Origin of the sequence: Candidatus Methylospira mobilis (genome assembly GCF_009498235.1) — a bacterium.
In the GTDB taxonomy this organism is placed as follows: domain Bacteria; phylum Pseudomonadota; class Gammaproteobacteria; order Methylococcales; family Methylococcaceae; genus Methylospira; species Methylospira mobilis.
In genome coordinates this window covers 1,085,513-1,109,301 of record NZ_CP044205.1, presented here as the reverse complement: position 1 = coordinate 1,109,301, position 23,789 = coordinate 1,085,513, and the positions used below count along the sequence as shown (strand labels likewise).

The 23,789-nt window shown below is 55.0% G+C and carries 23 protein-coding genes and 1 pseudogene; 15 read left to right on the top strand and 9 right to left on the bottom strand.

The window, feature by feature from the left end; all coding sequences use genetic code 11:
• The first annotated feature begins 43 nt into the window (after positions 1 to 43).
• The 8 genes from nifK to F6R98_RS04770 all read left to right on the top strand — a co-directional run bounded on the left by nifK (position 44) and on the right by F6R98_RS04770 (position 5,394).
• On the top strand, positions 44 to 1,615 hold the full coding sequence (nifK, locus tag F6R98_RS04805) for a nitrogenase molybdenum-iron protein subunit beta (RefSeq protein ID WP_153248009.1): 1,572 nt from the start codon (positions 44 to 46) through the stop codon (positions 1,613 to 1,615).
• Positions 1,616 to 1,693: 78 nt separating this feature from the next.
• Positions 1,694 to 1,900, top strand: coding sequence for a putative nitrogen fixation protein NifT (gene nifT / locus F6R98_RS04800; RefSeq protein ID WP_153248008.1), 207 nt, complete (start codon positions 1,694 to 1,696; stop codon positions 1,898 to 1,900).
• Between the two features lie 107 nt (positions 1,901 to 2,007).
• Positions 2,008 to 2,745, top strand: coding sequence for a nitrogen fixation protein NifX (nifX, locus tag F6R98_RS04795; RefSeq protein WP_153248007.1), 738 nt, complete (start codon positions 2,008 to 2,010; stop codon positions 2,743 to 2,745).
• Positions 2,746 to 2,747: 2 nt separating this feature from the next.
• Positions 2,748 to 3,017: a DUF6129 family protein gene (locus F6R98_RS04790; protein ID WP_153248006.1), complete on the top strand. Its 270-nt coding sequence runs from the start codon at positions 2,748 to 2,750 to the stop codon at positions 3,015 to 3,017.
• Entirely contained in the window at positions 3,010 to 4,002 is a 993-nt protein-coding gene (locus F6R98_RS04785; RefSeq protein WP_153248005.1) for a hypothetical protein, read from the top strand. The genes F6R98_RS04790 and F6R98_RS04785 overlap by 8 nt, the downstream gene beginning before the upstream one ends.
• A 28-nt stretch (positions 4,003 to 4,030) precedes the next feature.
• Entirely contained in the window at positions 4,031 to 4,348 is a 318-nt protein-coding gene (gene grxD / locus F6R98_RS04780; RefSeq protein ID WP_153248004.1) for a Grx4 family monothiol glutaredoxin, read from the top strand.
• A 23-nt stretch (positions 4,349 to 4,371) separates the two neighbouring features.
• The gene (locus F6R98_RS04775; RefSeq protein WP_153248003.1) at positions 4,372 to 4,644 is read left to right on the top strand and encodes a BolA family protein; all 273 of its coding nucleotides are present in this window, start codon (positions 4,372 to 4,374) and stop codon (positions 4,642 to 4,644) included.
• Between the two features lie 9 nt (positions 4,645 to 4,653).
• Positions 4,654 to 5,394, top strand: a complete 741-nt coding sequence (locus F6R98_RS04770) for a 4Fe4S-binding leucine-rich repeat protein (protein ID WP_320412160.1) — start codon at positions 4,654 to 4,656, stop codon at positions 5,392 to 5,394.
• A gap of 641 nt (positions 5,395 to 6,035) precedes the next feature.
• Here the strand turns inward: F6R98_RS04770 and F6R98_RS04765 are convergent.
• The gene (locus F6R98_RS04765) at positions 6,036 to 6,251 is read right to left on the bottom strand and encodes a TOBE domain-containing protein (protein WP_228125096.1); all 216 of its coding nucleotides are present in this window, start codon (positions 6,249 to 6,251) and stop codon (positions 6,036 to 6,038) included.
• A 263-nt stretch (positions 6,252 to 6,514) separates the two neighbouring features.
• On the opposite strand from F6R98_RS04765, the gene F6R98_RS04760 reads away from it, so the two are divergent.
• From F6R98_RS04760 to F6R98_RS21880, 6 genes are all read left to right on the top strand, one after another.
• On the top strand, positions 6,515 to 7,234 hold the full coding sequence (locus tag F6R98_RS04760) for a sulfite exporter TauE/SafE family protein (protein WP_228125095.1): 720 nt from the start codon (positions 6,515 to 6,517) through the stop codon (positions 7,232 to 7,234).
• An 18-nt stretch (positions 7,235 to 7,252) separates the two neighbouring features.
• Entirely contained in the window at positions 7,253 to 8,194 is a 942-nt protein-coding gene (locus F6R98_RS04755; protein WP_153248001.1) for a sigma-54 interaction domain-containing protein, read from the top strand.
• An 83-nt stretch (positions 8,195 to 8,277) separates the two neighbouring features.
• Entirely contained in the window at positions 8,278 to 10,014 is a 1,737-nt protein-coding gene (locus tag F6R98_RS04750) for an ATP-binding protein (protein ID WP_153248000.1), read from the top strand.
• A gap of 77 nt (positions 10,015 to 10,091) precedes the next feature.
• Entirely contained in the window at positions 10,092 to 10,547 is a 456-nt protein-coding gene (locus F6R98_RS04745; protein WP_153247999.1) for a nucleotidyltransferase substrate binding protein, read from the top strand.
• A complete protein-coding gene (locus F6R98_RS21885; RefSeq protein WP_228125094.1) occupies positions 10,501 to 10,683 on the top strand; it encodes a nucleotidyltransferase domain-containing protein in 183 nt (60 codons plus the stop codon). Before F6R98_RS04745 ends, F6R98_RS21885 begins: the two co-directional genes overlap by 47 nt.
• Entirely contained in the window at positions 10,665 to 10,838 is a 174-nt protein-coding gene (locus F6R98_RS21880; protein ID WP_228125093.1) for a hypothetical protein, read from the top strand. Before F6R98_RS21885 ends, F6R98_RS21880 begins: the two co-directional genes overlap by 19 nt.
• 50 nt (positions 10,839 to 10,888) lie before the next feature.
• On the opposite strand, the gene F6R98_RS04735 is transcribed toward F6R98_RS21880, so the two are convergent.
• The 7 genes from F6R98_RS04735 to F6R98_RS04705 all read right to left on the bottom strand — a co-directional run bounded on the left by F6R98_RS04735 (position 10,889) and on the right by F6R98_RS04705 (position 22,207).
• Positions 10,889 to 11,890, bottom strand: a complete 1,002-nt coding sequence (locus F6R98_RS04735; protein ID WP_153247998.1) for a dihydroorotate dehydrogenase-like protein — start codon at positions 11,888 to 11,890, stop codon at positions 10,889 to 10,891.
• A 362-nt stretch (positions 11,891 to 12,252) separates the two neighbouring features.
• Entirely contained in the window at positions 12,253 to 15,837 is a 3,585-nt protein-coding gene (nifJ, locus tag F6R98_RS04730) for a pyruvate:ferredoxin (flavodoxin) oxidoreductase (RefSeq protein ID WP_153247997.1), read from the bottom strand.
• A complete protein-coding gene (locus tag F6R98_RS04725) occupies positions 15,834 to 17,480 on the bottom strand; it encodes an NAD(P)-binding protein (protein ID WP_153250907.1) in 1,647 nt (548 codons plus the stop codon). Before F6R98_RS04725 ends, nifJ begins: the two co-directional genes overlap by 4 nt.
• 298 nt (positions 17,481 to 17,778) lie before the next feature.
• Positions 17,779 to 19,485, bottom strand: coding sequence for a tetratricopeptide repeat protein (locus F6R98_RS04720; RefSeq protein WP_153247996.1), 1,707 nt, complete (start codon positions 19,483 to 19,485; stop codon positions 17,779 to 17,781).
• 499 nt (positions 19,486 to 19,984) lie between these two features.
• The gene (gene pqqA / locus F6R98_RS04715) at positions 19,985 to 20,059 is read right to left on the bottom strand and encodes a pyrroloquinoline quinone precursor peptide PqqA (RefSeq protein WP_082054260.1); all 75 of its coding nucleotides are present in this window, start codon (positions 20,057 to 20,059) and stop codon (positions 19,985 to 19,987) included.
• 145 nt (positions 20,060 to 20,204) lie between these two features.
• On the bottom strand, positions 20,205 to 20,639 hold the full coding sequence (locus F6R98_RS04710; protein WP_228125092.1) for an acyl-CoA thioesterase: 435 nt from the start codon (positions 20,637 to 20,639) through the stop codon (positions 20,205 to 20,207).
• A gap of 188 nt (positions 20,640 to 20,827) precedes the next feature.
• Positions 20,828 to 22,207, bottom strand: coding sequence for a sensor histidine kinase (locus F6R98_RS04705; RefSeq protein ID WP_153247994.1), 1,380 nt, complete (start codon positions 22,205 to 22,207; stop codon positions 20,828 to 20,830).
• 292 nt (positions 22,208 to 22,499) lie between these two features.
• On the opposite strand from F6R98_RS04705, the gene F6R98_RS04700 reads away from it, so the two are divergent.
• Entirely contained in the window at positions 22,500 to 22,871 is a 372-nt protein-coding gene (locus F6R98_RS04700; RefSeq protein ID WP_228125091.1) for a helix-turn-helix domain-containing protein, read from the top strand.
• A 477-nt stretch (positions 22,872 to 23,348) separates the two neighbouring features.
• Here F6R98_RS04700 and F6R98_RS22965 read toward each other — a convergent pair.
• A pseudogene (locus F6R98_RS22965) lies at positions 23,349 to 23,516 on the bottom strand (IS4-like element ISPpr4 family transposase); the annotation flags it as partial.
• Positions 23,517 to 23,789: the final 273 nt, after the last annotated feature.

Below are 23,789 nucleotides of genomic sequence, written 5' to 3'. Positions count from 1 at the left end.
TTGCGTCTGTCCACAGATTGGTGGCGCGCAAAGGAGAATGACCATGAGCCAAACAATCGACGATATCAAACCGAGCTACCCCCTGTTCCGCGAGGACGACTACAAAGCCATGCTGGCGGACAAGCGGGAGAACTTTGAAGAACGCCACCCCCAGGAAAAGATCGACGAGGTCTTCCAGTGGACGACGTCCCAGGAGTATCAGGAGCTCAATTTCAAGCGCGAAGCCCTCACCGTTGATCCGGCAAAAGCCTGTCAGCCTCTGGGCGCGGTGCTGTGCGCATTGGGCTTCGAGAAGACTCTGCCTTATGTGCATGGATCGCAAGGCTGCGTCGCCTACTTCCGCACCTATTTCAACCGCCATTTCAAAGAACCGATTTCCTGCGTTTCGGACTCCATGACCGAAGACGCGGCAGTGTTCGGTGGACAAAAAAACATGTTCGACGGTCTGGCCAACGCCAAGGCCCTGTATAAACCGGATGTGATCGCGGTGTCCACCACCTGCATGGCGGAAGTAATCGGCGACGACCTTAACGCGTTTATCAACAACGCCAAGAAGGAAGGCCATATCGAACAGGAGTTCCCGGTCCCGTTCGCACATACGCCAAGCTTTGTCGGCAGCCACACCACCGGCTGGGACAATATGTTCGAAGGCATGGCGCGTTACTATACCCTCAACTACATGGAAGGCAAGGAAATAGGCTCCAACGGCAAGCTGAACCTGGTGCCGGGCTTCGAAACCTACCTGGGCAACTTCCGCGTGATCCACCGCATGCTCAATGAGATGGGTGTCGAGCATACTCTGCTGAGCGATCCATCCGAAGTACTGGATACGCCGGCCGACGGCCATTTCCGCATGTATTCGGGCGGCACCACGCAAGCCGAAATCAAGGATGCGCCCAATGCGCTGAATACCATCCTGTTACAGCCCTGGCAGCTCGAGAAAACCAAAAAATACGTCGAGAACACCTGGAAGCACGAAGTACCGAAACTGAATATTCCGATGGGCCTGGAATGGACCGACGAATTCCTGATGAAAGTATCGGAAATCACCGGCAAACCCATTCCAGCCTCGCTGGAACTGGAGCGTGGACGCCTGGTCGATATGCTGACCGACTCACATGCGTGGCTGCACGGCAAGCGTTTTGCATTGTGGGGCGATGCGGACTTCGTAATGGGCATGACCAAGTTCCTGCTTGAAGTGGGCGCCGAACCCATCCACGTTCTTTGCAACCATGCCAACAAGCGCTGGAAAAAAGCGGTGGAAGCAATCCTGGCGGACTCTCCTTACGGCGTTAACAGCAAGGTTTACATCGGCTGCGATCTATGGCATATGCGCTCTCTGGTATTCACCGACAAACCGGACTTCATGATCGGGAACAGCTACGGTAAGTGGATACAGCGCGACACCCTGCACAAAGGCAAGGAGTTCGAGGTGCCGTTGATTCGTCTCGGCTTCCCGATTTTCGATCGCCATCACCTGCACAGGGACACCACGCTGGGCTACGAAGGCGCTATTTATATGTTAAAAACAATTGTCAATGCGATCCTGGATCGCCTGGACGAAGATACTCGCGGCATGGGTACGACAGACTACAACTACGATCTTATTCGCTAGTCCGTCTGTCTTTGGTCAGGCATGCTTTTACCGGCATGCCTGATATTTTTTGCTTTACAATCGAAACAGGAGACCCACATGCCGGAAGTCATGATCAGCCAAAAAGCGGACAAGCTCATTTTCTATGTTCCCAAGAAGGACCTGGAAGAAAATATAGAATCGATCGAGTTCGATACGCCGGAAAAGTGGGGCGGCGAAGTTGTTCTGGGCGACGGCCAGCGTTTTTATCTGGAACCGATCCCGCAACCCAAATTACCGATCACGTTGCGCGCCAAGCGCGCGTGATATTTGATATGCTGCACATCCTGCGACCTGGATATCAAAACAACGTTATAACCAATTGTTTTTGCCACCCTCTCCCAGCGGAGAGGGATCTTCCAATGAGGTAAAACATGAATGCTACAGCCGCCATTATGGACAGGGATGTGGCGTTGCGCATAGGCCTTGCAGCTCGCGTACTGCCTGATATCAACGCGCAGCAACTGGTAGAAGTTCTGCTGGACAAGCTCGGCGCGCCGCTTACCGAAGAAAAACTCTCGCTCGTCACTGTTACACAGCTTAAAACCGGACTCGCCAGTCCGGACGGCGAAGAAGACACCGAACACCTCGACACCCTCACCATACCGCATTACAAGGAAGCGGTACGTATACTCTGGGGAGAAGTAGCCAGAGACGACTTGCCGAAACCGCAAGACTGGCGGGAAGGAGACATGCCGGGTTCCATACGCGTGGCGATAGCTTCAAATACCGGCGCGGAAATGGACGGTCACTTCGGTTCTTGCCAGCGCTACCTGATCTATCAGGTCGGCAAGGACGAAGCGCGGTTGATAGATCTGCGTTCAAGCGAAGGCGCGGATGAATCCGACGACAGAAATCGTTTTCGTGCGGAACTGATCAAGGACTGCCAAATTCTTTACGTTGTATCCATCGGCGGTCCTGCCGCCGCCAAAGTCATCAAGGCAGGCATCTACCCGATGAAGCTGGCGGAAGAAAGCAGCGCGCATGAAGTCATCATAAAGCTGCAGACCATACTGAACGGACACCCGCCGCCCTGGCTGGCAAAAATAATGGGGGAAACACCGGCTACGCGCAGGCGTTTCAATAGCGAAGAAAGTTGGGACGATGAATAACCATGCTGACAGCAGAGCAAGTACAGCACATTGCACAACGTATAGGCGAACTGCCGCTGGAGGAAGCGAGCCTATCCATTCTGCGTGAGAGTTATCCGGGCCTCCATTTTACCTGGTGCCTGGACGACGATATCGGCGTGCAAACGCCCTACGCGGAACACGAAGGATTCAATCTCTATCTGATTGACGGACGCGAGCACTGTCTCAAATTTACGCAGTCGCTGGAACATGCCACCGGTCTGGTCATTGCCGAGATCATCGCCGATGACTAAATCCAACGCAGTTTCCGAAAGCCTCTCCCCAGCCGTATCCAGCTTCGACGGACCCGCCCTGGCGCGCATTTGCCGGGATAGCCTGGCCGTCGAGGGCGACGAACAATTAATTACGCGCATACAGAAAGCCTATCCGGATTACGAAATCAAGCGCGCCCGCTTCGGACACGAATGGTACCGGCTCGGCGGCATTGTCAAACCCGACGGCAGCCGTATGGCCGCCGATCTCAACGAATGGGCCGAACGAACATTTCTGGAATGCGGACAGGACATGGACGCTTTGGTCGAATTCTGCGAGGAACAGAATCTGCTTGCTACCCACCACAAGGGAGTAACACTCTACCTGACCGCTCAAACCGGCGTAAATGCCGAAGACTTCGTGCAGATCGAAGTCGACCGCACCCAGGAATGGGCAGAGCGCTATCTGGTCAATAACGATGACCCTCCCGACGATGTAGAAAGCATCATCGACCCGATCATCCCGATCAAGATCAAACCGTTTGCAATCGGGTCCGCGCGCTACGCCTATCGAAGAAAAACCGAAGTGGCGTTATTCATGAGCGAACTGGGCAAACACCGAGCCGAGTCTCATCCTGCTCAACGTTTCTTCGACGACTGGAATCACAGCTCTCCCGCAAATATGCACACGCTGTCCGACTTCTGGAGTTTACGACTTTCTCAGCATCTGGGCCGTCACGGCGAACAGCGCATGAATGTGGAAGTTGTACTCAACACCAGTTCCAACCTGCCCAGTCTCGACGCGTCGGCCAACACCCGCCACGGCAAACCGCTGGCGACCTTGCTGAGCCGTTTCGACAGTCAGGCCGGCTACCCGTTTGCCTGGTACTTTTTCATGGTCAAGGGCCTGATTTCGCCTCACATCGGCGAAAGCGTGCATCGCGACCTGAAGAAAGACTACGCCTATCTGCCGGATCGCGATACGGCAACCTTGCGCAGATGGATGGACGCACCTTACTCTGTTTAATTTTTATACGTTTCCCACAGGAACCACCATGACTACCGAAGAAAAAATACTGGATCAGATCAAAAACAACCCTATACTGATTTATATGAAAGGCGTTCCGGACGCGCCCCAATGCGGATTTTCCGCCAAAGCGGTCGCTCTGATTCAATCCATCGGCGTTCCCTTCGCCTGGGTCGATGTGCTGAATGCGCCGTTCATCCGCGAAAAACTCCCCAAAGTTTCCAAATGGCCTACTTTTCCACAGCTTTTCGTCGCGGGAGAATTGATCGGCGGCTGCGACATTATTGAGGAACTGCACAAGAATGGCGAACTTTCGGGTATATTGAAAGGTGCGGTAACCGAATAACCCAACCAGAGACCTCCGACCCCATGGATATAGAAGCACTCAAAAGCGCCATAACCGCTACCGTAGCGGACAGCGAAGTCACCATGATAGGCGAAGCCTGCAGCCTGACGGCCCTTGTCGTCAGCCCGCATTTCCAGGGACTTTCACCGGTAAAACGCCAACAGCAGATCTATGCTGCGGCTACGCCGTGGCTGGAAAGCGGCGAGCTGCATGCGCTCAGCATTAAATCCTACACTCCGGAAGAGTGGAAAAAACAAAAAGCTGCCGAAGCAGCTAATCTTGTGCAAATCGGTTGACGGCTGACCTTGAGCGAGCCCGACGACCTAACACCTCGCGCGGATTGCGAAAATTGTCCTCATCGCGCATTACTGCTCGACCGCGGTCAGTGCGTGCCCGGAGATGCGTGCATCCGCGCGATGAGCGGGCGGCAGATAGACCGTTTCCTGAAACGCAACCCGATGCTGGCCGAGCAGTATCTACAGGACGATTTTTGGGAAAGGCGAGCCATCGCAGTGCGCTATGCTCCGCTGGAATCCCTGTTGCCGCTGACCGGGGACCACGATGAAGTGGTGCGCAGGGCGGTAGCTTACCGCATTGCGCCCGAACATCTGCAAACCCTGCTGCGCGACACAGACCGTGAAGTACGCATTACCGTCGCCGACCGCTTACCCGCACATCAGCTTGAGCAAATGGTCGACGACCCGGATTACATGGTGCGCACCTACGTGGCGCGGCGCCTGCCGCACGGCCGGCTGTTCCGTATGATTTGCGACGAAGACGAACAGGTGCGGAAGGAAGTTGCGAAACGGCTGCCGGTGTACAGTCTGGGACTGATGGCGCATGACCCGCAACTTGAAGTCAGACGGGTGGTAGTCGAACGCATGGACGAGAACTCGCTGATTGTGGTGCTGGAAGACAAGGAATGGCTGATCCGTTATATGGCCGCCGCGCGCGCGCCATTGGAGGCCGTTAGAAAACTGCTACACGACCCTTCGGAAGAAGTCCGTGAAATCGTGCGTGAACGACTCGAAACAGAGAACCGTTGAAAGAAGCGTAACGCATCTGATTTATCCGTTCGCTGAATGCCTGTCAAATGATCAACAAAAGACACTAACATGTTGATAATTAAACAAACAATATTAAACGGGCGGACTACAAACGAATTAATTTAAGAGCAATTGGGGCTCTCAATCGCCCTAAACCGCTTCACCCAGCAAGCAAACTCCGCTCTACAACATCCTTTTCCATAAAATTGAAGTAAAGATTTCGTTACAAATTCGCGAAACGGCCCTCATTACCGACCATTTCACTCAAGCTACGAGTCATTACAAATCGTTGTAAATAAACAAGAATAAAAACAGATGGGTAAGGCCGCACCCAACAGTTTCATTTTAAGAAACAGTAAGTAAAATACAGGCTATATTGTATTTATATTGAAATGATTCAGAATAGGAACCGTCAATGAACAAACGATGAGGTGTCCCATGACCGGTCTTGAATTTCTACTTGTTTCGCTGTTTGGAGCAACGTTGAGCGGCTCGATTGCGTTCTGCCTCTTCAACGATTCATATAGCTCACTTAGACAGTGACGCTGACGCTCTGTAGTTGTTTCTCCTCCTATCTTAAGCCTTGACCCGCATCCTTGCGGGTCTTTTTTTATCTCCCTCACCGAGAAAACCCTACTGTCTTACTCAACGCCGATAATCACATTTGGCGCCTTGATAATGGCGGAGGCGGCATCACCTACTTTCAGCCCCAGACTTTCCGCAGAACTCTTGGTAATAATCGAGACGATCTCAACGCCCGGCGACAACTCGATTACCACTTCGCTATCGACAACCCCATGCGTAATGGATTTGACGGTGCCTTTTAGAACATTACGCGCGCTCAATTTCAATGCCATGACGATCTCCATTATATTGATTTAACAACATCTGAATCCGGAAATACCTGTTTCCGTGCAGATGATTCTATACCATGCCGTTACGCAATGGGTAAATAATGCATGCTCATTCAACGCAGATGGTATGGCACAATATAAGCGTCTTTACAGAAAATACGGCTATTCGGACATACCGGCGCAGAAGCTGAATTATCAGCTTTTCCCGGGGAGACAGAAAGAATTCGTGATAGAATAATACGTTTACTTTACGGATGAGGGCTTCTATGCATCACCTGGAACCCGGTTTCAGCACTTCGTATCTGGTAGCCTTTATCATGGGGCTATTCAGCACGCTGCATTGCCTGAGCATGTGCGGCTCCATCATCGGCTCTCTAACGCTCAGCCTGAAGCGCGAAGTTCGCGAAGACAAAACGCAACTGCTGCCCTTTGTACTCAGCTACAATCTCGGACGCATCAGCAGTTATGGCCTGGCCGGTTTTCTTGCCGGGCTGCTGCACAATGTGCTGATGCTGCCGCTGGGAGAAGGCCAGGGACACCGTATCCTGCAAATCATTTCGGTTTTGGTCATGACCGGCGCCGGCCTGCACATAGGCGGCTGGTTCCCGCGCTTCGCCTATATCGAGCGCGCCGGAGCCCAGTTATGGCGCGAAATCGAACCTTATGGGCGCCGCCTGCTTCCGGTGCAAACGCTAAAACAGGCTTATATTTTTGGCATGATATGGGGCTGGCTCCCCTGTGGATTGGTTTATGCCGCGCTGGCATTATCCGCCACGGCCGGAAATGAGTTCAGAAGCACGCTCACCATGCTGTTCTTCGGCCTCGGCACCCTGCCTGCGGTTGCCGGCGTAGGCCTGATGACCAACATGATGGTCGAGTTATCCAGAATGAAAGAGTTTCGCAAACTGGCAGGGGCATCACTGCTGATTCTGGCTTTGCTGGCTGCTTTTCCATGGCTGAATCCCATGGTTCATCGGTTAACCTGATTTAAGGAATGCGCGGATATGTTTGAATCGATCATCGGGCAATCTCCCAATTTCGAAGCGTTGATCAGAAGCGCCAGAATGATAGCCGCCACCGACGTAACCGTGCTGATTGTCGGCGAAACCGGTACGGGAAAAGAAGTGTTGGCCAATGCATTGCAGAAAAACAGTGCGCGAGCGCACAAACCGTTCGTAACGCTCAACTGTGCCGCCATGCCGGAAGCGATCGCCGAGTCGGAATTGTTCGGTCATCGTAAAGGAGCTTTTACCGGGGCTGTCGGAAACCAGACCGGCCGCCTTCCGGCCGCCCACGGCGGCACCCTTTTCATGGATGAAGTAGACTCGATGCCTCTGCCGTTGCAGGCGAAGTTACTGCGTTTTCTTGAAACCGGCGAGATACAAACCGTAGGCGACACCAGCGCGCAAACCATCAATGTCCGCATCATTGCCGCTACCAACTCCAACCTGGAAGAAAGAATTTCGCGCGGTGAGTTCAGAAAGGATCTGTATTACCGTCTCAACGTCGTACCCCTCGAAGTGCCGCCGTTGCGCGAACGCATGGGCGATATCCAATTGTTGCTGGGCCATTTTTTAAAGCGGTTCGCTGTAAGCCACCAGTTACCCGAAGCGACGCTGGGTAAAAGCGCCATATCGCGCCTGCAACATCATGCATGGCCGGGCAATGTGCGCGAATTAAGAAACCTGTGCGAGCGGCTCGCCATCATGATGGCCGGTCAAACAATAGAAGAAGCTCACCTGCCCAATGAAATTACGCACCAAAGCAAACCCGGTTCCTCATGCATACAATTGCCCGAATCAGGCATCGAACTTGAAAAAGTGGAAATTGACCTGATCAACCAGGCACTGCTGCGCACCAAGGGCAACCGCACCCGTTCCGCGCAACTGCTCGGCATCACGCGCGATACCTTGTTGTACAGAATGCAAAAGTACGGAATCAGTTAAATTACCCTTGGCAAAGCCGGGAGCTTACCTCAACGAGTTACATTCTGTGTAAGTGACTAACTCGGCAGCAATGGAAGAGACGCATGATTACCCGGTTAACCTTACGCAACTTCAAGCGCATCGGCGAGCAGGCTTACGACTTTACGCGCTTCGATCTGCTGGTCGGACGCAACAACAGCGGCAAGAGTACCGTGCTGCAGGCGCTGGCGATCTGGCAGTTCTGCGTCAACGAATTTCATCGTTCAAAACGTAGCGGCTCCAAGGGCATCCAGGTGGTTTTGCCCAACTTCACGGCATTGCCGGTGCCGGAATTCCTGCTGCTGTGGAAGGACAAAACCGAACGCCGTTATCCCGATAAGAAACTGGAATATGTTCTAATCGGCATTCGTGTGGAATGGCGGCGCGCAACGGGCGAAACTGCCGCCTTCGGCGTGCAATTACGCTATCACTCGCCGCAAACCATCTACGTGATCCCGGAAGACGGCTGGGCCAAATTCCGCGACTGCGAGCAGCAAGGAGATTTGCCGGTTATTGCTTACGTACCGCCGTTCTCTGGATTGGAACCTGAGGAAAAGTGGCTGGATATTTCTCCAATTCGACAGCAGGTAGGCAAGGGGCAACCCGGCAGCGTACTGCGCAATTTGCTGTTGAGGGTATGCCCGGAACCTCCCCGCGAGAACGGGCGCATCACTAAAAACCATATGCCGCCGGCTGACTGGCGGGAACTGGCCGATATCGTCGAACGCTGGTTCTCGGTCACAATCCGTGAGCCGAAATACGATTCGGCCAAGGATGTTTACATCAACGTCGAATATCGCGAAGAAAACGGCAAAAACTACGACATCATCGCCGGCGGCAGCGGTTTCCATCAAACGCTGACATTGCTCGGATTTCTTTACGGTTACAAACCGACCACGATACTGCTGGACGAACCGGACGCACACTTGCACGTCAACTTGCAGCGCGAAATTCTCGACTATTTCAAGCAGAAATCGATGGAAAGGGGCACGCAATTCCTGATTGCGACGCATGCCGAGGAGTTTGTTCGCGGCGTGGACGCCTGCCAGATCGTATCGCTGCTGGCGCTGGAACCCAGACGCTTGCAATCCAGCCCGGATATGCTGCGCGCGATGTCGGATGTTACGAATGAGGAAATCACCTTCCTGACGGCTTCTCCCTGCATCGTATATGTGGAAGGCGAAGACGACGAACGGCTGTTGCGCGCATGGGCCGCAGCCTGCGGCGCTCAGGCGGCTGTGGATAAGGTTTTCTTCAAAATCATGGGTGGCGGCACTAAACAGTTGATGATGGAAGAAGCCAAGCGGCACTTTTCCGCTTTACGGCAAATTCTGCCGCACAAGGCGAAACTGATGCTGTTCGATTACGACGGCACCGACGACGCATTTCATCCCGGGGCGGACAACCCCGCATTATTCGAATGGCGGCGCAAAAATATCGAAAATTATCTATTGGTGCCGGATGCCTGGAAACGCGCAGCACTCAAACAACTGCAATCGGGCGCGGACGATCTGTTTGCGAAAATACCGCTGCAAATCATCGATACGTTTTTTAATGCGGAAAACCTGACTTTACCGCCCGGAAGAAACTGGCGCAATGTCGGCGCCAATATTTTCAGCGTGGTCGACGGAAAGCGGCTGCTGTTCGATAACGACAATGCGCTGTTCCAGCAACTGAAAAGCGGCTCGCCCTCGCTGCAACTGACGCGAACGGATGTCGCGCTCAACATGGTTAGCGATGAAATTCACGAGGATGTTCATCGCTTCATGCTGAAATTGCTGACGCTGGCGGGAACAGATTAAACAAACGACATTGTAAAAAATCACAATTATGAATTTAGCCTTGTGATGGACATTAAAACCCTGCGGAAAACACCGCCATGAACGAGCCCGATATCCGTTGGCGGCAACGCTTTGCCAATTATAAAAAAGCCCTTCGGCAACTGCAAAACGGGGTAGAGCTGAGCGAGCAGCGCGAACTGTCGTCGCTGGAGAAACAGGGAGTGATCCAGGCGTTCGAATTTATCCACGAACTGGCCTGGAAGGTATTGAAAGATTTTTTGCAGGATCAGGGCAATTATGACATCAAAAGCTCGAAAGACGCGACACGCGCAGCCTTCAAACTCGAACTGATCGCCGATGGCGAACTGTGGATGGCGATGATACTAAGCCGCCATATCTCTTCGCATACTTATGACGAACTCACCGCCGACAAGCTGGTCGACATCATTATCGGCCAGTACTTCCCGCTGTTTGTAACCTTGCAAGCCGAAATGGAAAAAACCTGTCATGAGCGCTGCTTTCGCATTCGGTTTGTCTTCGGCAACGCTCGATAAACTCAACAGCGTGTTTGTCCGGCATAACAGCATCGAAACCGTGCTGATCTACGGCTCCCGCGCCAAAGGCACACACCGCCCCGGCTCCGATATCGATCTGACCATCAAGGAGACGAAATGCCGTTTACCGAATTAATGCAGATCGAGGATCAAATCGATGTCCTGATGCTGCCGTACACCGTGGATCTGTCGCAATACCGGCAACTCGGCAATAGCGACCTGATCGATCATATCGACCCCGTAGCGGTGGCGACCTACAACAGAGACATGAATAACACTGAACGCCGGTGACGAACGGAGGCCGGATCAAGCATTTATCCGGCTAGCCGACAGGACCCCGGTTAAATATACGCGCTCTTATAACTCTCCAGCACCCTGATATAGTTCGCGCGCTCAAACGCGCCCGGATCGGCGACTTTACTGTGACTCATACTGCCGCGGAATTGATCGACGGAAGTAAAGCCGCGCGCTTCCATCCAGTGTTTCAGGCCTTCGACCAGCACCGATAAATACGCCGGTCCGTTGCGCAGCAGCACCGAGGTGGTCATCACCGCGTCGGCGCCGGCGAGCAGGTATTTGATGACCTCGTCCGGACGCTCAACGCCGCGCGTTGCGCCCAGAGAGGCCTTGATTTTGCCGTGCAACAGCGCAATCCACAGCAGCGGCAGACGGATTTCGCTCGCCGAGCTCAGGCTCAGGGATGGCAATACGTCCAGGCTATTGATGTCGATGTCTGGCTGATAGAAGCGATTGAACAGCACCAGCGCGTCGGCCCCGGCGGCGTCCAGACGCTTCGCCATGTTGCCCATCGCGCTGAAGAAAGGGCTGAGCTTGAGCGCAACCGGAATATCGACGCTGGACTTCACCGTGCGCACGATATCGAGATAGCGCTGCTCGACTTCCGCGCCGGAAATTTCGAGATCGGCTTCGATCGCATAAATGTTCAGCTCCAGCCCGGCCGCCCCGGCCTGTTGCATCTGATGCGCGTAGTCGATCCAGCCCTCGCTGCTGATGCAGTTGAGACTGGCGATGATCGGGATGTCGGTGGCTTCGGATGCGCGTTGCAACAGCGCCAGATAGCTCTCGGGACCGGCCTGATGCTCGTCGATATCGGGAAAATAGCTCAGCGATTCGGCAAAGCTGTTGCTGCCGGATTCGATCAAGTGAGAAAACGCTTCGTTTTCGTGGCGGATTTGTTCTTCAAACAGCGAGAACATCACGACCGCTGCCGCGCCGCTGTCTTCCAGCCGCTTGATGCCGTCCAGAGTGCCGGACAGCGGCGATGCCGACGCGACAACCGGATGCCGCAGTTCCAATCCCATGTACTTGGTGGTGAGATCCATAGCGCCCTCTTTATCTTGATCCGTCCGCATCCCTGCTATCTGGATTCCGGCAATCCCTGCCGGAATGACGAGCCACTCTTACAATTACTATAATTATTGGTGATTAGCACCGAAATTCACGAAAGTATGGATTAGACCAATGGAAGCATTTGAATTATAAGGACAAGCTAATTTCCGTCCTGTACCAGTAATCAATGGCTTGTGAACAATAGTGCTAATCACCTAATTATTTAGCTACCGCCACCCACCCTTGTAGGAGCGGGCTTTAGCCCGCGAGCGGCCTGCTATATTTTCGCGGGCTAAAGCCCGCTCATACAAAATATTTCAGCATCAGGCGGCTCATCGGTCTGAATAGTTAGCGATTATTTAACACCCGCATCGGGATGGAAATGACTGCCGCTACGGCTGGCCATTTCTTCGTAAATTTCCCATTTCTGGTTCACTACCTGCTGTGCCAGAGTCATCAGATGTTCGCTTTCCGCCGGATGCTGGCGCGCCAGCATCTTGTAACGCAGTTCGTTGAACGCATAATCCTTGAGCTTGACGTGCGGACGCGGCGAATCGAGTACGAACGGGTTCCTGTCGCTCTGGCGCAACGCCGGGTTGTAGCGCACCAGCGGCCAATGTCCGCTCGCTACCGCCAGATCCTGCTGTTTCAGGCCGTGCTGCATGTTGATGCCATGCGCGATGCAATGGCTGTAGGCCAGCACCAGCGACGGGCCGGGATAAGCCTCGGCTTCGCGCAGGGCCAGCAGGGTCTGCTGCGGATTGGCTCCCATCGCGATTCTGGCGACATAGACGTTGCCGTAGGAAATCGCCTGCAAGGCCAGATCCTTCTTCGCCAGCGGCTTGCCGCCGGCTGCAAACTTGGCGACCGCGCCCATCGGCGTCGCCTTGGACATCTGGCCGCCGGTATTGGAATAGACTTCGGTGTCCAGCACCAGGATGTTGATATCCCTGCCGCTGGCCAGCACATGGTCGACGCCGCCGGAACCGATGTCGTAGGCCCAGCCGTCGCCGCCCATGATCCAGACGCTGCGCCGCACCAGATGATCGACGACGGACAGCAGATCGCGCGCCGTCTCGCTGTCCAGTTTCAGCAGCGCCGCCTTGAGCTCCGCAACACGGATGCGCTGTCGGCGTATCTGCGATTCGGTCGTTTGCGGCGCATCAAGAATGCCGTCTATCAATGCCGGACTGATTTCATTTTTTAGCGCCGCAGCCAGATCGTGCGCCAGCGCCAGATGCTTGTCGGCGGTCAGGCGGAATCCGAGACCGAACTCGGCATTGTCTTCGAACAGCGAATTCGACCAGGCCGGGCCGCGCCCTTCGCCGTTTTTGGTCCATGGCGTAGTCGGCAGGTTGCCGCCATATATCGACGAACAGCCGGTGGCGTTGGCCATAATCAGACGGTCGCCGAATAACTGCGACAGCAGCCGCACGTAAGGCGTTTCGCCGCAACCCGCGCAAGCGCCGGAAAACTCGAACAAAGGTTCGAGAAACTGAGCGCCGCGCACAGAGGCAAAATCGACGCGCGCGCGGTCGTTGACCGGTATCTGCTCGAAGAAGCCGATGTTGGCGCGCTCCTGCTCCAGCACCGGCGCCTTTTCCTTCATATTGATGGCCTTGACGCCGCTTTGCTGCAGGCTCTTGGCCGGACAGACTTCGACGCACAGCGCGCAACCGGTGCAATCCTCTACATAGATCTGCAGGGTATAACGCGTTTCCGGGAAGCCGCGCGCGCTGATCGGCGCGGACTTGAAGTTTTCCGGCGCGCTCTGCAACAGGGTCTGCGGATAAAACTTGGAGCGGATCACCGCATGCGGACAGACGAAGCTGCAGTTGCCGCACTGGATGCAGATATCCGGCTCCCAATGCGGCACGAATGCGGAAATATTGCGTTTTTCCCATTGCGTGGTGCCGGATGGATAGGTGCCGTCGATCGGCAGCATCGAAACCGGCAGTTGATCGCCGGCTCCTGCCATCATCATCGCAGTGACTTTCCGCACAAACTCGGGCGCCTGCACCGGCACAACCGGCACAACCTCGTTCACACCGCTCGCAGCCGACGGCACAGCGACACGGTGCAGTTGCTCCAGGGTCCGGTCTACCGCGAGGAAGTTTTTATTGACGACTTCATCCCCTTTCTTGCCGTAGGTTTTCTTGATCGACTGCTTGATTTTGGCTATGGCCTCATCGCGCGGCAACACGCCGGAAATCGCGAAAAAGCAGGTCTGCATGATGGTATTGGTGCGATTGCCCATGCCGGTCGCGCGCGCGACGCTGGACGCGTCGATCACGTAGAAAGCGATTTTCCTGTCGATGATCTGCCGCTGCAAACGCTGCGGCAAATGCTGCCATACCTCGTCCGGTCCGTACGGGCTGTCCAGCAGGAAAGTCGCGCCGTCGCGGGCATTGGCGAGTACGTCCATCTTATCGACGAATCCGAACTGATGGCAGCCGATAAAACTCGCCGACTGGATCAGATAGGGCGACAGGATCGGCTTCGGTCCGAAGCGCACATGCGATACCGTGCGCGACCCGGATTTTTTCGAATCGTAGACGAAATAGCCTTGCGCATGCAGCGGCGTCGATTCGCCGATGATTTTGATGCTGTTCTTGTTGGCACCGACGGTGCCGTCCGCGCCGAGGCCGATAAATAGCGCGCGCACCACGTGGTCCGGCTCGATATCGAAAGCGGGATCGTAGTCCAGACTGGTCAGCGTGATATCGTCGTTGATGCCGATGGTGAAATGATTTTTCGGATTGTCCTTTTTCAGCTCGTCCAGCACCGCTTTCGCCATCGCCGGGGTAAACTCCTTCGACGACAGGCCGTAGCGTCCGCCGACGATGCGCGGCAGGCCGCGTGTCGGCAAGCGTCCGTCGGCGTTGGCTTCGCTCAGGCAGGTGAGCACGTCACCGTACAACGGCTCGCCGCTCGAACCCGGCAGTTTGACGCGATCAAGTAGCGCTATTGACTGAGTCGTAGCTGGCAGCGCCGTGAGGAAATGCTCGGAGGAAAACGGCAGGCACAGGCGCACATTGATAACGCCGACTTTCTCGCCCTGCCGTTGCAGGTAATCGACGGTCTCGTACAGCGTCTGCGCGCCGGAACCGATGATGACCGCCACGCGCTCGGCTTGCGGGTGGCCGAAATAATCGAACAGACGATACTGCCTGCCGGTCAAGGCGGCGAGGGCGTCCATTTTATCCTGCACGATCTGCGGCAGGGCCTGATAAAACGGGTTGACGGTTTCGCGCGCCTGAAAATAAATATCGGGATTTTGCGCGGTGCCGCGTATGAACGGATTATCGGGGTTGAGACCGCGCGCGCGATGTTCGCGCACGCGATCTGCGTCGATCAGCGCGCGTATCTGTTCGTCGCCGATCAGCTCGATCTTATTGACCTCGTGCGAGGTGCGGAAGCCGTCGAAAAAATGCACGAACGGAATGCGCGACTCCAGCGTCGCGGCCTGCGCCAGCAGCGCCATGTCGTGCGCTTCCTGCACCGAGCTGGACGCCAGCTGCGCGAACCCGGTATTGCGCACTGCGGCGACATCGGAATGGTCGCCAAAAATGGACAAGCCCTGCGCCGCCAGCGCGCGCGCCGCGACATGAAAAACCGCGGGCGTCAGTTCGCCGGCGATTTTGTACATGTTCGGTATCATCAGCAGCAGGCCTTGCGAGGCGGTGAAGGTCGTCGTCAATGCGCCGGTCTGCAATGCGCCGTGCACCGCGCCCGCCGCGCCGGCCTCGCTTTGCATCTCTACCACCAGCGGAATGTTGCCCCAGATGTTGGTCTTGCCTTCCGACGCCCATTGATCGGCCAGCTCGGCCATGGTCGAGGACGGGGTGATCGGGTAAATCGAGCAGATTTCGTTGGTGCGGTAGGCGATGTACGCAACCGCCTCGTTGCCTTCCAGCGTGGTAACCTGAACTGGGCTCATACGTTCACTCCTGGCTCTTGTGTCATTTCGATGGCGTGGCAGGGGCATTGCTCGTAACAAACCGCGCAACCGGTGCAAAGATCGTAATCGTAGCGGTAGCGCTGTCCTGGCCCGAGCTTGATGATGGCCTGCTCCGGGCAGGCGCCGTAGCAGCCGTCGCATTCGAAACAGTTGCCGCAGGAAAAGCAGCGCCGCGCTTCGAACAGCGCCGCGTCTTCGCCAAGACCATGAATCACTTCGTCGAAGCCGTAGTTGCGACGCTCGACGGCCACAGAGTCCTGATGCGTTTGTTCGGCTTCGGTCAGATACCAGGTATGCAGTTTCTCGTAGCCTACCAGATCGTGTTTCGGCGCTTTGACATAGGTTTCGCCATGCAGATAGGCGTCGATATGGCGCGCCGCTTTCTTGCCGTGTCCAACCGCGACGGTAACGGTGCGCTCGCTCGGCACCATGTCGCCGCCGGCAAAAATGCCGGCATGGCCGGTCATCATGTTGGCATCGACGATAACCGTGCCGTCGCGCTTGAATTCGATATCCGGCACATTTTTCAGAAAACCGGTATCGGTATCCTGCCCCAGCGCCAAAATCAGCGCATCGGCCTCCAGGGTTTCGAATTGACCGGTGGGCTCGGGATAACCCTCCTCGTTGACCTTCATCACTTCGACCTGGATACGGGTCTGATCGATTTCCTTGATGGTGCGCAGCCAATTGATTTTAACGCCCTCTTCCATAGCTTCGTCGGCTTCGAAGCTATGCGCGGGCATATGTTCGCGGTCGCGGCGGTAGATGATCAAGGCTTCTTCCGCACCGAGGCGTTTAGCGGTGCGCGCGGCATCCATCGCGGTATTGCCGCCGCCATAAATGGCGACGCGACGCCCCAGTAGCGGGGCCTGTCCGGATGCGGTCTCGCGCAGAAAACTGACGGCGTCGTAGATCTTGCCTGCATCGCGCGCCGGTATATCGACACGTTTACTGAGATGCGCGCCGACGGCGGTAAAAACCGCGTCGAAATTTCCGGATGCTTTTTCCGCCAGGATATCTTCGACCTTACGGTTCAGGCGGATCTTCACCCCCAGGGATTCGATGCGCGAAATTTCCTGGGCCAGCTCATGACGCGGCAAACGGTAGGCCGGTATCCCGAAGTACATCATGCCGCCGGCTACCGGTCCGGCATCGTAAATCTCGACCGCATGACCGAGGCGCGCCAGATGATAAGCCGCCGACAAACCGCTGGGGCCGGCCCCGACCACCAGCACGCGCTTGCCGCTGGGCGCTTTGTCCGGTTTGATCTGCCAGCCGGAACTCAAGGCCAGGTCGCCGAGAAAACGCTCCACGGCGTGGATGCTGACGGAACTGTCGACCTGCGCGCGGTTGCACTGGCTTTCGCAAGGGTGGTAGCAGACGCGGCCGTGCACCGACGGCATCGGATTGTCGCGCAGCAGGGTTTCCCAGGCGCGCTGGTAATGTCCGGCCTGCGCCAGCGCCAGCCAGGCCTGGATATTCTCGCCGGCGGGACAGGCGTTGTTGCAAGGGGGCAATAAATCCAGATAAACCGGACGCTGGCTGCGGCTCGGCCCGGTGCCCTTGCCATGTAAAGCCAGGTCTGCGGGGCGCGTCATATCGCTCAGTCTGGAACCCGTCATCGCTTTATCTCCTATCTCGGCTTGAAAGGTTGTAACAATTTCAGCAATCGGCTTGAGGGGTTTGGTCAACGATAACTTCCCGTAACCCCCGCCCCATAACAGCGCATCCGCTAACAACCTGAATGATTAAGAAAAGTTTTGCCTCGCTTTGCCGGCCCTCACGCTATCCTCAAGGTCGCTCATGGATGACATCCGGACAAGAGCCCACCCTGTCGACACAATCATGCCATCATCCGGCAGGCAATCATATCCGAAACATCATGACAACTGTTTGACGATTCCAGCCGCCGCGCCTCACTCAGGCGCACAGCGCCCGCTCAATGACCATGGCCCGAACCGCATCCAGTATCCTCTCAACCGCCGCCCGGCGATAGGTCCATTTTTCGTCGTTCTCCGGACGATACACCACCATGGTCGCATTGGCCTCGAACAGCAGAATATCACCATCGTCGCCGAGCGCGAAGTCGATGCCGCCGTAATCCAGCCCCAATGTCTGACAAATGCTGTTCAGAGCCGTCATGGCTTTAGAGCCCAGCACCGAGGGCATGTCGTTGAGAAACGCCGCTTCCAGCGCCCGGTACTCAGGCTGATCTTCCATCGCGGAAGAAAAATAATGCACTTTCCAGTTATTGGAGAAGGCCAGATGCAACGGATAAAGCGCTCCGTTCACGAACATTACGCGGTATTTGTGGTGGTCTCCGCGGCTGTTGCGCGCGTCCAGGGCCTGCATGACCAGCAACGCCGCTCCCGGCAAGGCGCCGGCCGCCGCTGCCAGACCCTCCGGCGCATCCACACGCACGAAATGCCGTCCGGTATGAAATCCGGGGCTGCGCAGCAGCAACGGAAATCCGATATCCTGATCGGCCAGCAGATCCTGCGCCGTGTCGCTCACCAGCTCCGCACGCGGTATCAGCGCGGAACGGGGTACGATCACGCCCGGAAGAACGCCGAGCCGGCGTGCGTTATCCAGCCGCCCCGTAGGCCGGATCAATTGCGGTGAATTGATAACCGGCGCAGGGCTTTTTGCCAGCAAACGCTCGGCGGCGTCCAGCCCCTGACGGCACAGATCGGCATCGCTGACAATGTTGATGATCAGCCGGTGCGGCGGCAGGGGGGTCTCCGGATCGAAATATTCGCTGAGGATGACCGAAGACAAAAAGGTACGTTCGTCGAGTAGATGCTTGAACGGAATGTTGCCACCTATCGCCGAACTCAGCACCAGCAAAGGCAAGGCTCTGCCCGGCCCGCGGTGCGGCCAGGTCATGACCGCGTGACCGCGAAAGCCGGGTTCTCGATGCGCGGACGCTGCGGCTTCGTCGCCCAGCTCGCTCAGGGCGTAAGACATGCCGCGATGCGCTTCGGCCAGCGTGGAGTCCAAAATCAGGGCTGTCTGGTAAAAGCTTTTCGCCGCATCATAATCGGCCTGCGACAGCAACAGGTTGGCAAGGTTGACATAACCGGCAGGCCGATGGGGGTGCGTATCCACCGCCTGGGAAAAAAGGGTGCGCGCTGCGCTGCGATAGCCGGTATCGAACAGCAGGTTGCCGAAGTCGTTAAGTGCGTCGAAATGCGCAGCGTCTTTGTCCAGCACAGCCAGATAGTCGCGGTGCGCCTCCTCATCGCGCCCCTGTCGCACCAGCATGCCGGCTCTGCGGAAACGCAGTTCGATTACTCCGGGATCGGCTGCAATCAGGCTGTCCAGGGCCGCCGTCATCAACGCGGCGTCCAGCGCTTTCAATTCGTCGAGCATCCGCAATTCGTCCAGAGTCAACTCATGCGCTATAGGCGTCGCGCGAAGACGCTCAAGTGCGCGAGCATGGGCGGCGATCAGACCGGCCTTGACTTCCAGCAAATCCGCAGGCATCGCATTTTCGTACAAGGCACCGGCTTCGCGTTCCAAAACCGCTGTCAACTCCCTAATCAGACCGCTAGCCCCGGCGATAGCAGCCTGCAACGGCGACGGATCGGGATAACAAACAATGCGATTTGCAATTTGTATGGTCATGGTTGGATACTCGCTCTATGCTTGCAGCCATGTAGAATTGCTTCCAGTCAGTTTTGACAGCCTTGCGGACTATCATAAACCTTGTACAGTCCTTGTGTTCCTCCAAACCGAAGGAGTGGTTCGAATGATACTGAGTACCTGAAGATACAATATCAAAAAAAATAGAAAGCTTCGGCGAGTTCGTCGCGCTGAACAACGGCACCCGCTTGCAGGTCGAGTATGCGGATAAGCCGAGTACGCTATCATGGTCTCCGATGTCCGGCGTCAACGTGGACGACGTGTCAGGTAAAAAGGTCAGGCCGACTCATGCACAGAATGGAAAAACCATAGGAACTACGATTGTTTCCTGAATAATCGGGGATAATGATAACAGCTGCCGCCCGGCAAGAATCCTTGGCCGCTGGAATAAGACGCCACGGAGTTGGCGAGTAGTATTACCGCATTGAAAACGGGGTGGTACTTGATGTGCACTACCCCGTTTCCGCTACATCAAACCGGATTAACGGTTGTAGATGTACATCGTGACTTCAAAGCCGAAGCGCAGATCGTTGTAGCTCGGTTTTTCCCATCTCATGCTGGTACTCCAGAGTTTGTGTTTGCTTGAATTTTACGGACTCTTTCGAGTTCAAGGTAAAGTATACGATGCAGATAGTGACAGTGCAATTCTTTGCCGAATATTTATCGGGAAAGGCCCGCCAAAGCGGCGGGCCTCGTTTGATTTAGCCTTTCGGCACGAATTGAGCGTCTTCGTATAGCCTGATTTCTTCGATCACGCTTTTCGGCAACCTGATGATTTTCCGGTCATGGCTGGCGAATACGATTTGCTGAAACCCTGTAGACGCAAGAACGCCGTCTACATAAAAGCGGAACAGCAGATGAAAGGAGCAGGCTCTGACGTTGAAGCTGTTCAGATGGCACTCCACCGTCTGGAACGGGAAAGTTTCATGCGCGTAATCCTGATGGGCGCATTTTGTGACGAATACGCCTTGCGATTGAAGCATGTCGCTGGCAACGCAGCGATAAAACCATTGCTCGCGGCAGACGCCTTGCCACTCGAAATACCGGGCGAAATAGGTGTTGCCGTATGCATTCGAATCCTTGAGGCAAATATCCAGAATGTGGCGGAAGGTTTTTTGGGCGTTAATCGCCGGCACGTAGTTCGCAGGAGACTCCAGCGGGGTGGTCAGATCAGTTTGCAGTAAAATGTTTTTTTTAACATGTCTAACTCCTGAAAGAAGAAAAATGTAGAAATTTCGGCGCGCAATGCATAGCCGGCCCTGATTAGGGCGACTTTATTCTGCATCAGGAATATGACTGCGGCAGGAAAAACTGTGTAGCCTGTTTAAGCGATTGCCGGAAATTCCAGTATGAAACGGGTATATTCGCCGACGCTGGAGTCGCATGAAATGCGTCCGCCGAATGCGGTCATTACCCGCTTGCAAAATGCCAGCCCCAGCCCCGCGCTTCCACTGGTGCGCTTGGTGGTGTAAAAGATATCGAAAATATGCGGCAGTAACTCGGCGGGAATGCCAGGGCCGGTATCTGTGACTATTAAATGATTGTACTGTCCCGCCTTGGCGCTGCTGATGTAAATTTCGCCGCTGCCCGAAGATGTCAGCGCATGCAAGGCATTCTTCAACAGATTGAACAGCACGCAGACCAGCAACGTATCCGAACCATGAAAGTCGAAACCCGCGTCGTTTTTGTTTACGCTAAGCCTTTCCTTGGCGCCGTCACTAAACGGGTAACGCTCCAGCGCTTCATCCACGCAATGCCAAATGGAATGTCGCTCGAAAACCAGCGTATCGGGTTGTTCTATTGAAGCCGATGCGAGCATCATATCGATCACCATGTTGGAACGATCGACTTCACGCGCTATTCTGTTCGACAAGTCGGACAGAATGTGCAAATGACGGGGGCGGATACGCTGTTCGCAAAGCCCGTGTTTGACCGCAAGCTGATAGCCTTCGAACAGTTCCGGCCAATATTGAGAGATTGTCATCGCTTGAATGCGAATTGTCGCCAGAGGCGTACGCATTTCGTGCGCGACCGTTGCAGCAATTGCTATCGGGTTAAGAATATCGTATTTGACGATACCGAATGCGATGATTCCGAGGCTGATGGCGATAAACGCCACGCCCGGAGGATAGAACTCGAATCCGTAGTTGCAAAGATAATCGACTCCGGCAAAAGAATAGATTAACAGGCTCCATAGACACAACTTGTAGCGCATGCGCATATTGGGAGCCGAATCCTTTTGCGCCCTGTACGTAATATAAAGCCCGCGGATCAACACAATCAATGTCTGCAACAAATGCGCGGAGTGAAGCGGTCCGACTTTGGGGTAATAGCCCCAGAAATAGCGGTAATATCCTGAAACAAAAAGATCGGAGCCGAACAGGAAAACCGCGAGCAACGCGGAAAAACCGTAGGAAAAATATACATAGCGCCGCTCCTGCTTGCGTTCGCAAATTTCGCTCAGGAAATGATAAATGCTGGCAGGTATGAAAAGGATCATCAGATAGCCAAACTTGATGACGAACAGAGCCGCTTCAGGATCGGTTAGCTGGAAAAGCACTGTCCATCCGAACTGCCAGCAGAAAGTTGTGATACACAGCAAAAACAGGCTGAAGCTGATCTGGGTAAAGCCCTGATCGATCAGCGCATAAATGCCGTAGCAAAGGAATATCAGAGAAACAATGGCGGGCAAAACAGAATACATCTTTATCCTGTTGGTGACGTTAGTTTTTGATTGAAACCGTTGTCTGGACACCGGATCTATATTTTATAGTGAATCAGCTATGAAATCTTTCATTTACAATATTTTGCTTACACAATCCTTGATCGGCCGGATATACCCCGACGGGCATCGGCAATCCATTCCGCTCAGACGGCGGCTTCGTTGCCTTGCCGTTGACAGTAATGGTTCATCATTCTGTATACTTTCGGGTTCTGCTTTCCATTCTACGTAAAACGTAGAGACGGCGCAACGCCTATACCGGGACTATTCCCGCATGGGAGCAAAAAAACAAAAGCAGATTACCAGCTGTTTCGGAAAACGAATGCGCGAAGCGCGCAATCGTCTTGGCATGCCTCAGGATCGCCTGGGGGTGTTGATCGGTTTGGATGAAGGCTGCAGCAGTGCGAGAATCAGCCGTTACGAGACGGGCGTGCATGAACCGCCCTTCGACGTAGCGAAGAAAATTGCCCGGATGCTTGAGGTGCCGGTAGCCTATCTGTTTTGCGAAGATGACTGGATGGCCGATATGCTACTGAGTCTGGATGCATTGACCGTTGGCGAACGGGCGCAGATGAGTTACCGCTTGAGCGCGCTGCTCGAAGCGAAAGACTTGCCGATGGTCGCGGAAAAAAGAGTGGGGAAGTGAGAAAAGCCGGGCCAATAGCCGATTACAGACTCAGAGAAAAAGCGTGCATGCCCACGAAAGTCACGAAAATATCAAAGGTAACTATTCAGATACCGCTGCCTATCCCTTTTAGACATGGGTATCTACGCAAGTAAATAAGTAATTGTTTTTAACTCCCTCTCCATGGGAGCATGGGCATCTACACATCTCCCTTCGCCTTTCCTGGAGTTTCAAACCTTCGAGGAAAGGCAAAGTCGGCGAAGGCTTGCAATTCCTCAATGGAATATTCATTCAAGACGCCCCATAGGCTGAAGCGCTTGAACAGACCATCCAGCAAAGCGGGTGCGGTGACCGGGCGCGTTCGCTTCGTTTGCCGTCCCGATAAACGCACCAAAAACTCCCGCGTGCGCACCGTCTGTTCACCGGTTTCCCGCATCGGCCGCCAAGCCAGTACGCACGCCTGCGTGGCAATGAGGACGCGCTTGAATAACGCCGGTCCGGTTTCCTGTTCCAGCATTCCAACTGATGCCCCGCTGCCTTGAGCAGTTTGAAGAACGATTCTATCTGCCGGCGATAGTTGTACCACAAGGCAATCCGCTCTGCCGGAACAGATAACTCCGCGTTGGTCGGCAGATACCATTCCGCGAGGAGCTTGCCTTCCTGGTCCCGTATCCGGCCAGCCACCCAGCGGGCGGCTAAGGGGTGGCCCGGAATGGCTGTTACCCGTTGGCCTTGGGCGTCTTTTCCTTTGGGGCGGGACGGGTGACAACCCCTTCGGCACTGGCCAGCCATTATTCTCCCGTCCGACCTTTGCAATCCACTCCACGCACCTGCTCGAACACCAGCTGCCGGGCTGCCTCCTCAACGCTATGGGCCCGATTTTCAAAGTGAACTTTTGATCCGCCCCTGATCCGTACCCGCCATCTTTGCCCGGCTGTG

Excerpts from the sequence above, each read along its gene's own strand:
- F6R98_RS04745 (WP_153247999.1), top strand. The coding sequence starts at position 10,092 with ATGAACGAGCCCGATATCCGTTGGCGGCAACGCTTTGCCAATTATAAA.
- F6R98_RS21885 (WP_228125094.1), top strand. The coding sequence starts at position 10,501 with ATGAGCGCTGCTTTCGCATTCGGTTTGTCTTCGGCAACGCTCGATAAA.
- nifT (WP_153248008.1), top strand. The coding sequence starts at position 1,694 with ATGCCGGAAGTCATGATCAGCCAAAAAGCGGACAAGCTCATTTTCTAT.
- F6R98_RS04760 (WP_228125095.1), top strand. The coding sequence starts at position 6,515 with ATGCATCACCTGGAACCCGGTTTCAGCACTTCGTATCTGGTAGCCTTT.
- F6R98_RS04755 (WP_153248001.1), top strand. The coding sequence starts at position 7,253 with ATGTTTGAATCGATCATCGGGCAATCTCCCAATTTCGAAGCGTTGATC.
- F6R98_RS04735 (WP_153247998.1), bottom strand. The coding sequence starts at position 11,890 with ATGGATCTCACCACCAAGTACATGGGATTGGAACTGCGGCATCCGGTT.
- nifJ (WP_153247997.1), bottom strand. The coding sequence starts at position 15,837 with ATGAGCCCAGTTCAGGTTACCACGCTGGAAGGCAACGAGGCGGTTGCG.
- grxD (WP_153248004.1), top strand. The coding sequence starts at position 4,031 with ATGACTACCGAAGAAAAAATACTGGATCAGATCAAAAACAACCCTATA.
- F6R98_RS04700 (WP_228125091.1), top strand. The coding sequence starts at position 22,500 with ATGGGAGCAAAAAAACAAAAGCAGATTACCAGCTGTTTCGGAAAACGA.
- F6R98_RS04720 (WP_153247996.1), bottom strand. The coding sequence starts at position 19,485 with ATGACCATACAAATTGCAAATCGCATTGTTTGTTATCCCGATCCGTCG.
- nifX (WP_153248007.1), top strand. The coding sequence starts at position 2,008 with ATGAATGCTACAGCCGCCATTATGGACAGGGATGTGGCGTTGCGCATA.
- F6R98_RS04765 (WP_228125096.1), bottom strand. The coding sequence starts at position 6,251 with ATGGCATTGAAATTGAGCGCGCGTAATGTTCTAAAAGGCACCGTCAAA.
- F6R98_RS04785 (WP_153248005.1), top strand. The coding sequence starts at position 3,010 with ATGACTAAATCCAACGCAGTTTCCGAAAGCCTCTCCCCAGCCGTATCC.
- F6R98_RS04775 (WP_153248003.1), top strand. The coding sequence starts at position 4,372 with ATGGATATAGAAGCACTCAAAAGCGCCATAACCGCTACCGTAGCGGAC.
- F6R98_RS04705 (WP_153247994.1), bottom strand. The coding sequence starts at position 22,207 with ATGTATTCTGTTTTGCCCGCCATTGTTTCTCTGATATTCCTTTGCTAC.
- nifK (WP_153248009.1), top strand. The coding sequence starts at position 44 with ATGAGCCAAACAATCGACGATATCAAACCGAGCTACCCCCTGTTCCGC.
- F6R98_RS04790 (WP_153248006.1), top strand. The coding sequence starts at position 2,748 with ATGCTGACAGCAGAGCAAGTACAGCACATTGCACAACGTATAGGCGAA.
- F6R98_RS21880 (WP_228125093.1), top strand. The coding sequence starts at position 10,665 with ATGCCGTTTACCGAATTAATGCAGATCGAGGATCAAATCGATGTCCTG.
- F6R98_RS04750 (WP_153248000.1), top strand. The coding sequence starts at position 8,278 with ATGATTACCCGGTTAACCTTACGCAACTTCAAGCGCATCGGCGAGCAG.
- F6R98_RS04725 (WP_153250907.1), bottom strand. The coding sequence starts at position 17,480 with ATGACGGGTTCCAGACTGAGCGATATGACGCGCCCCGCAGACCTGGCT.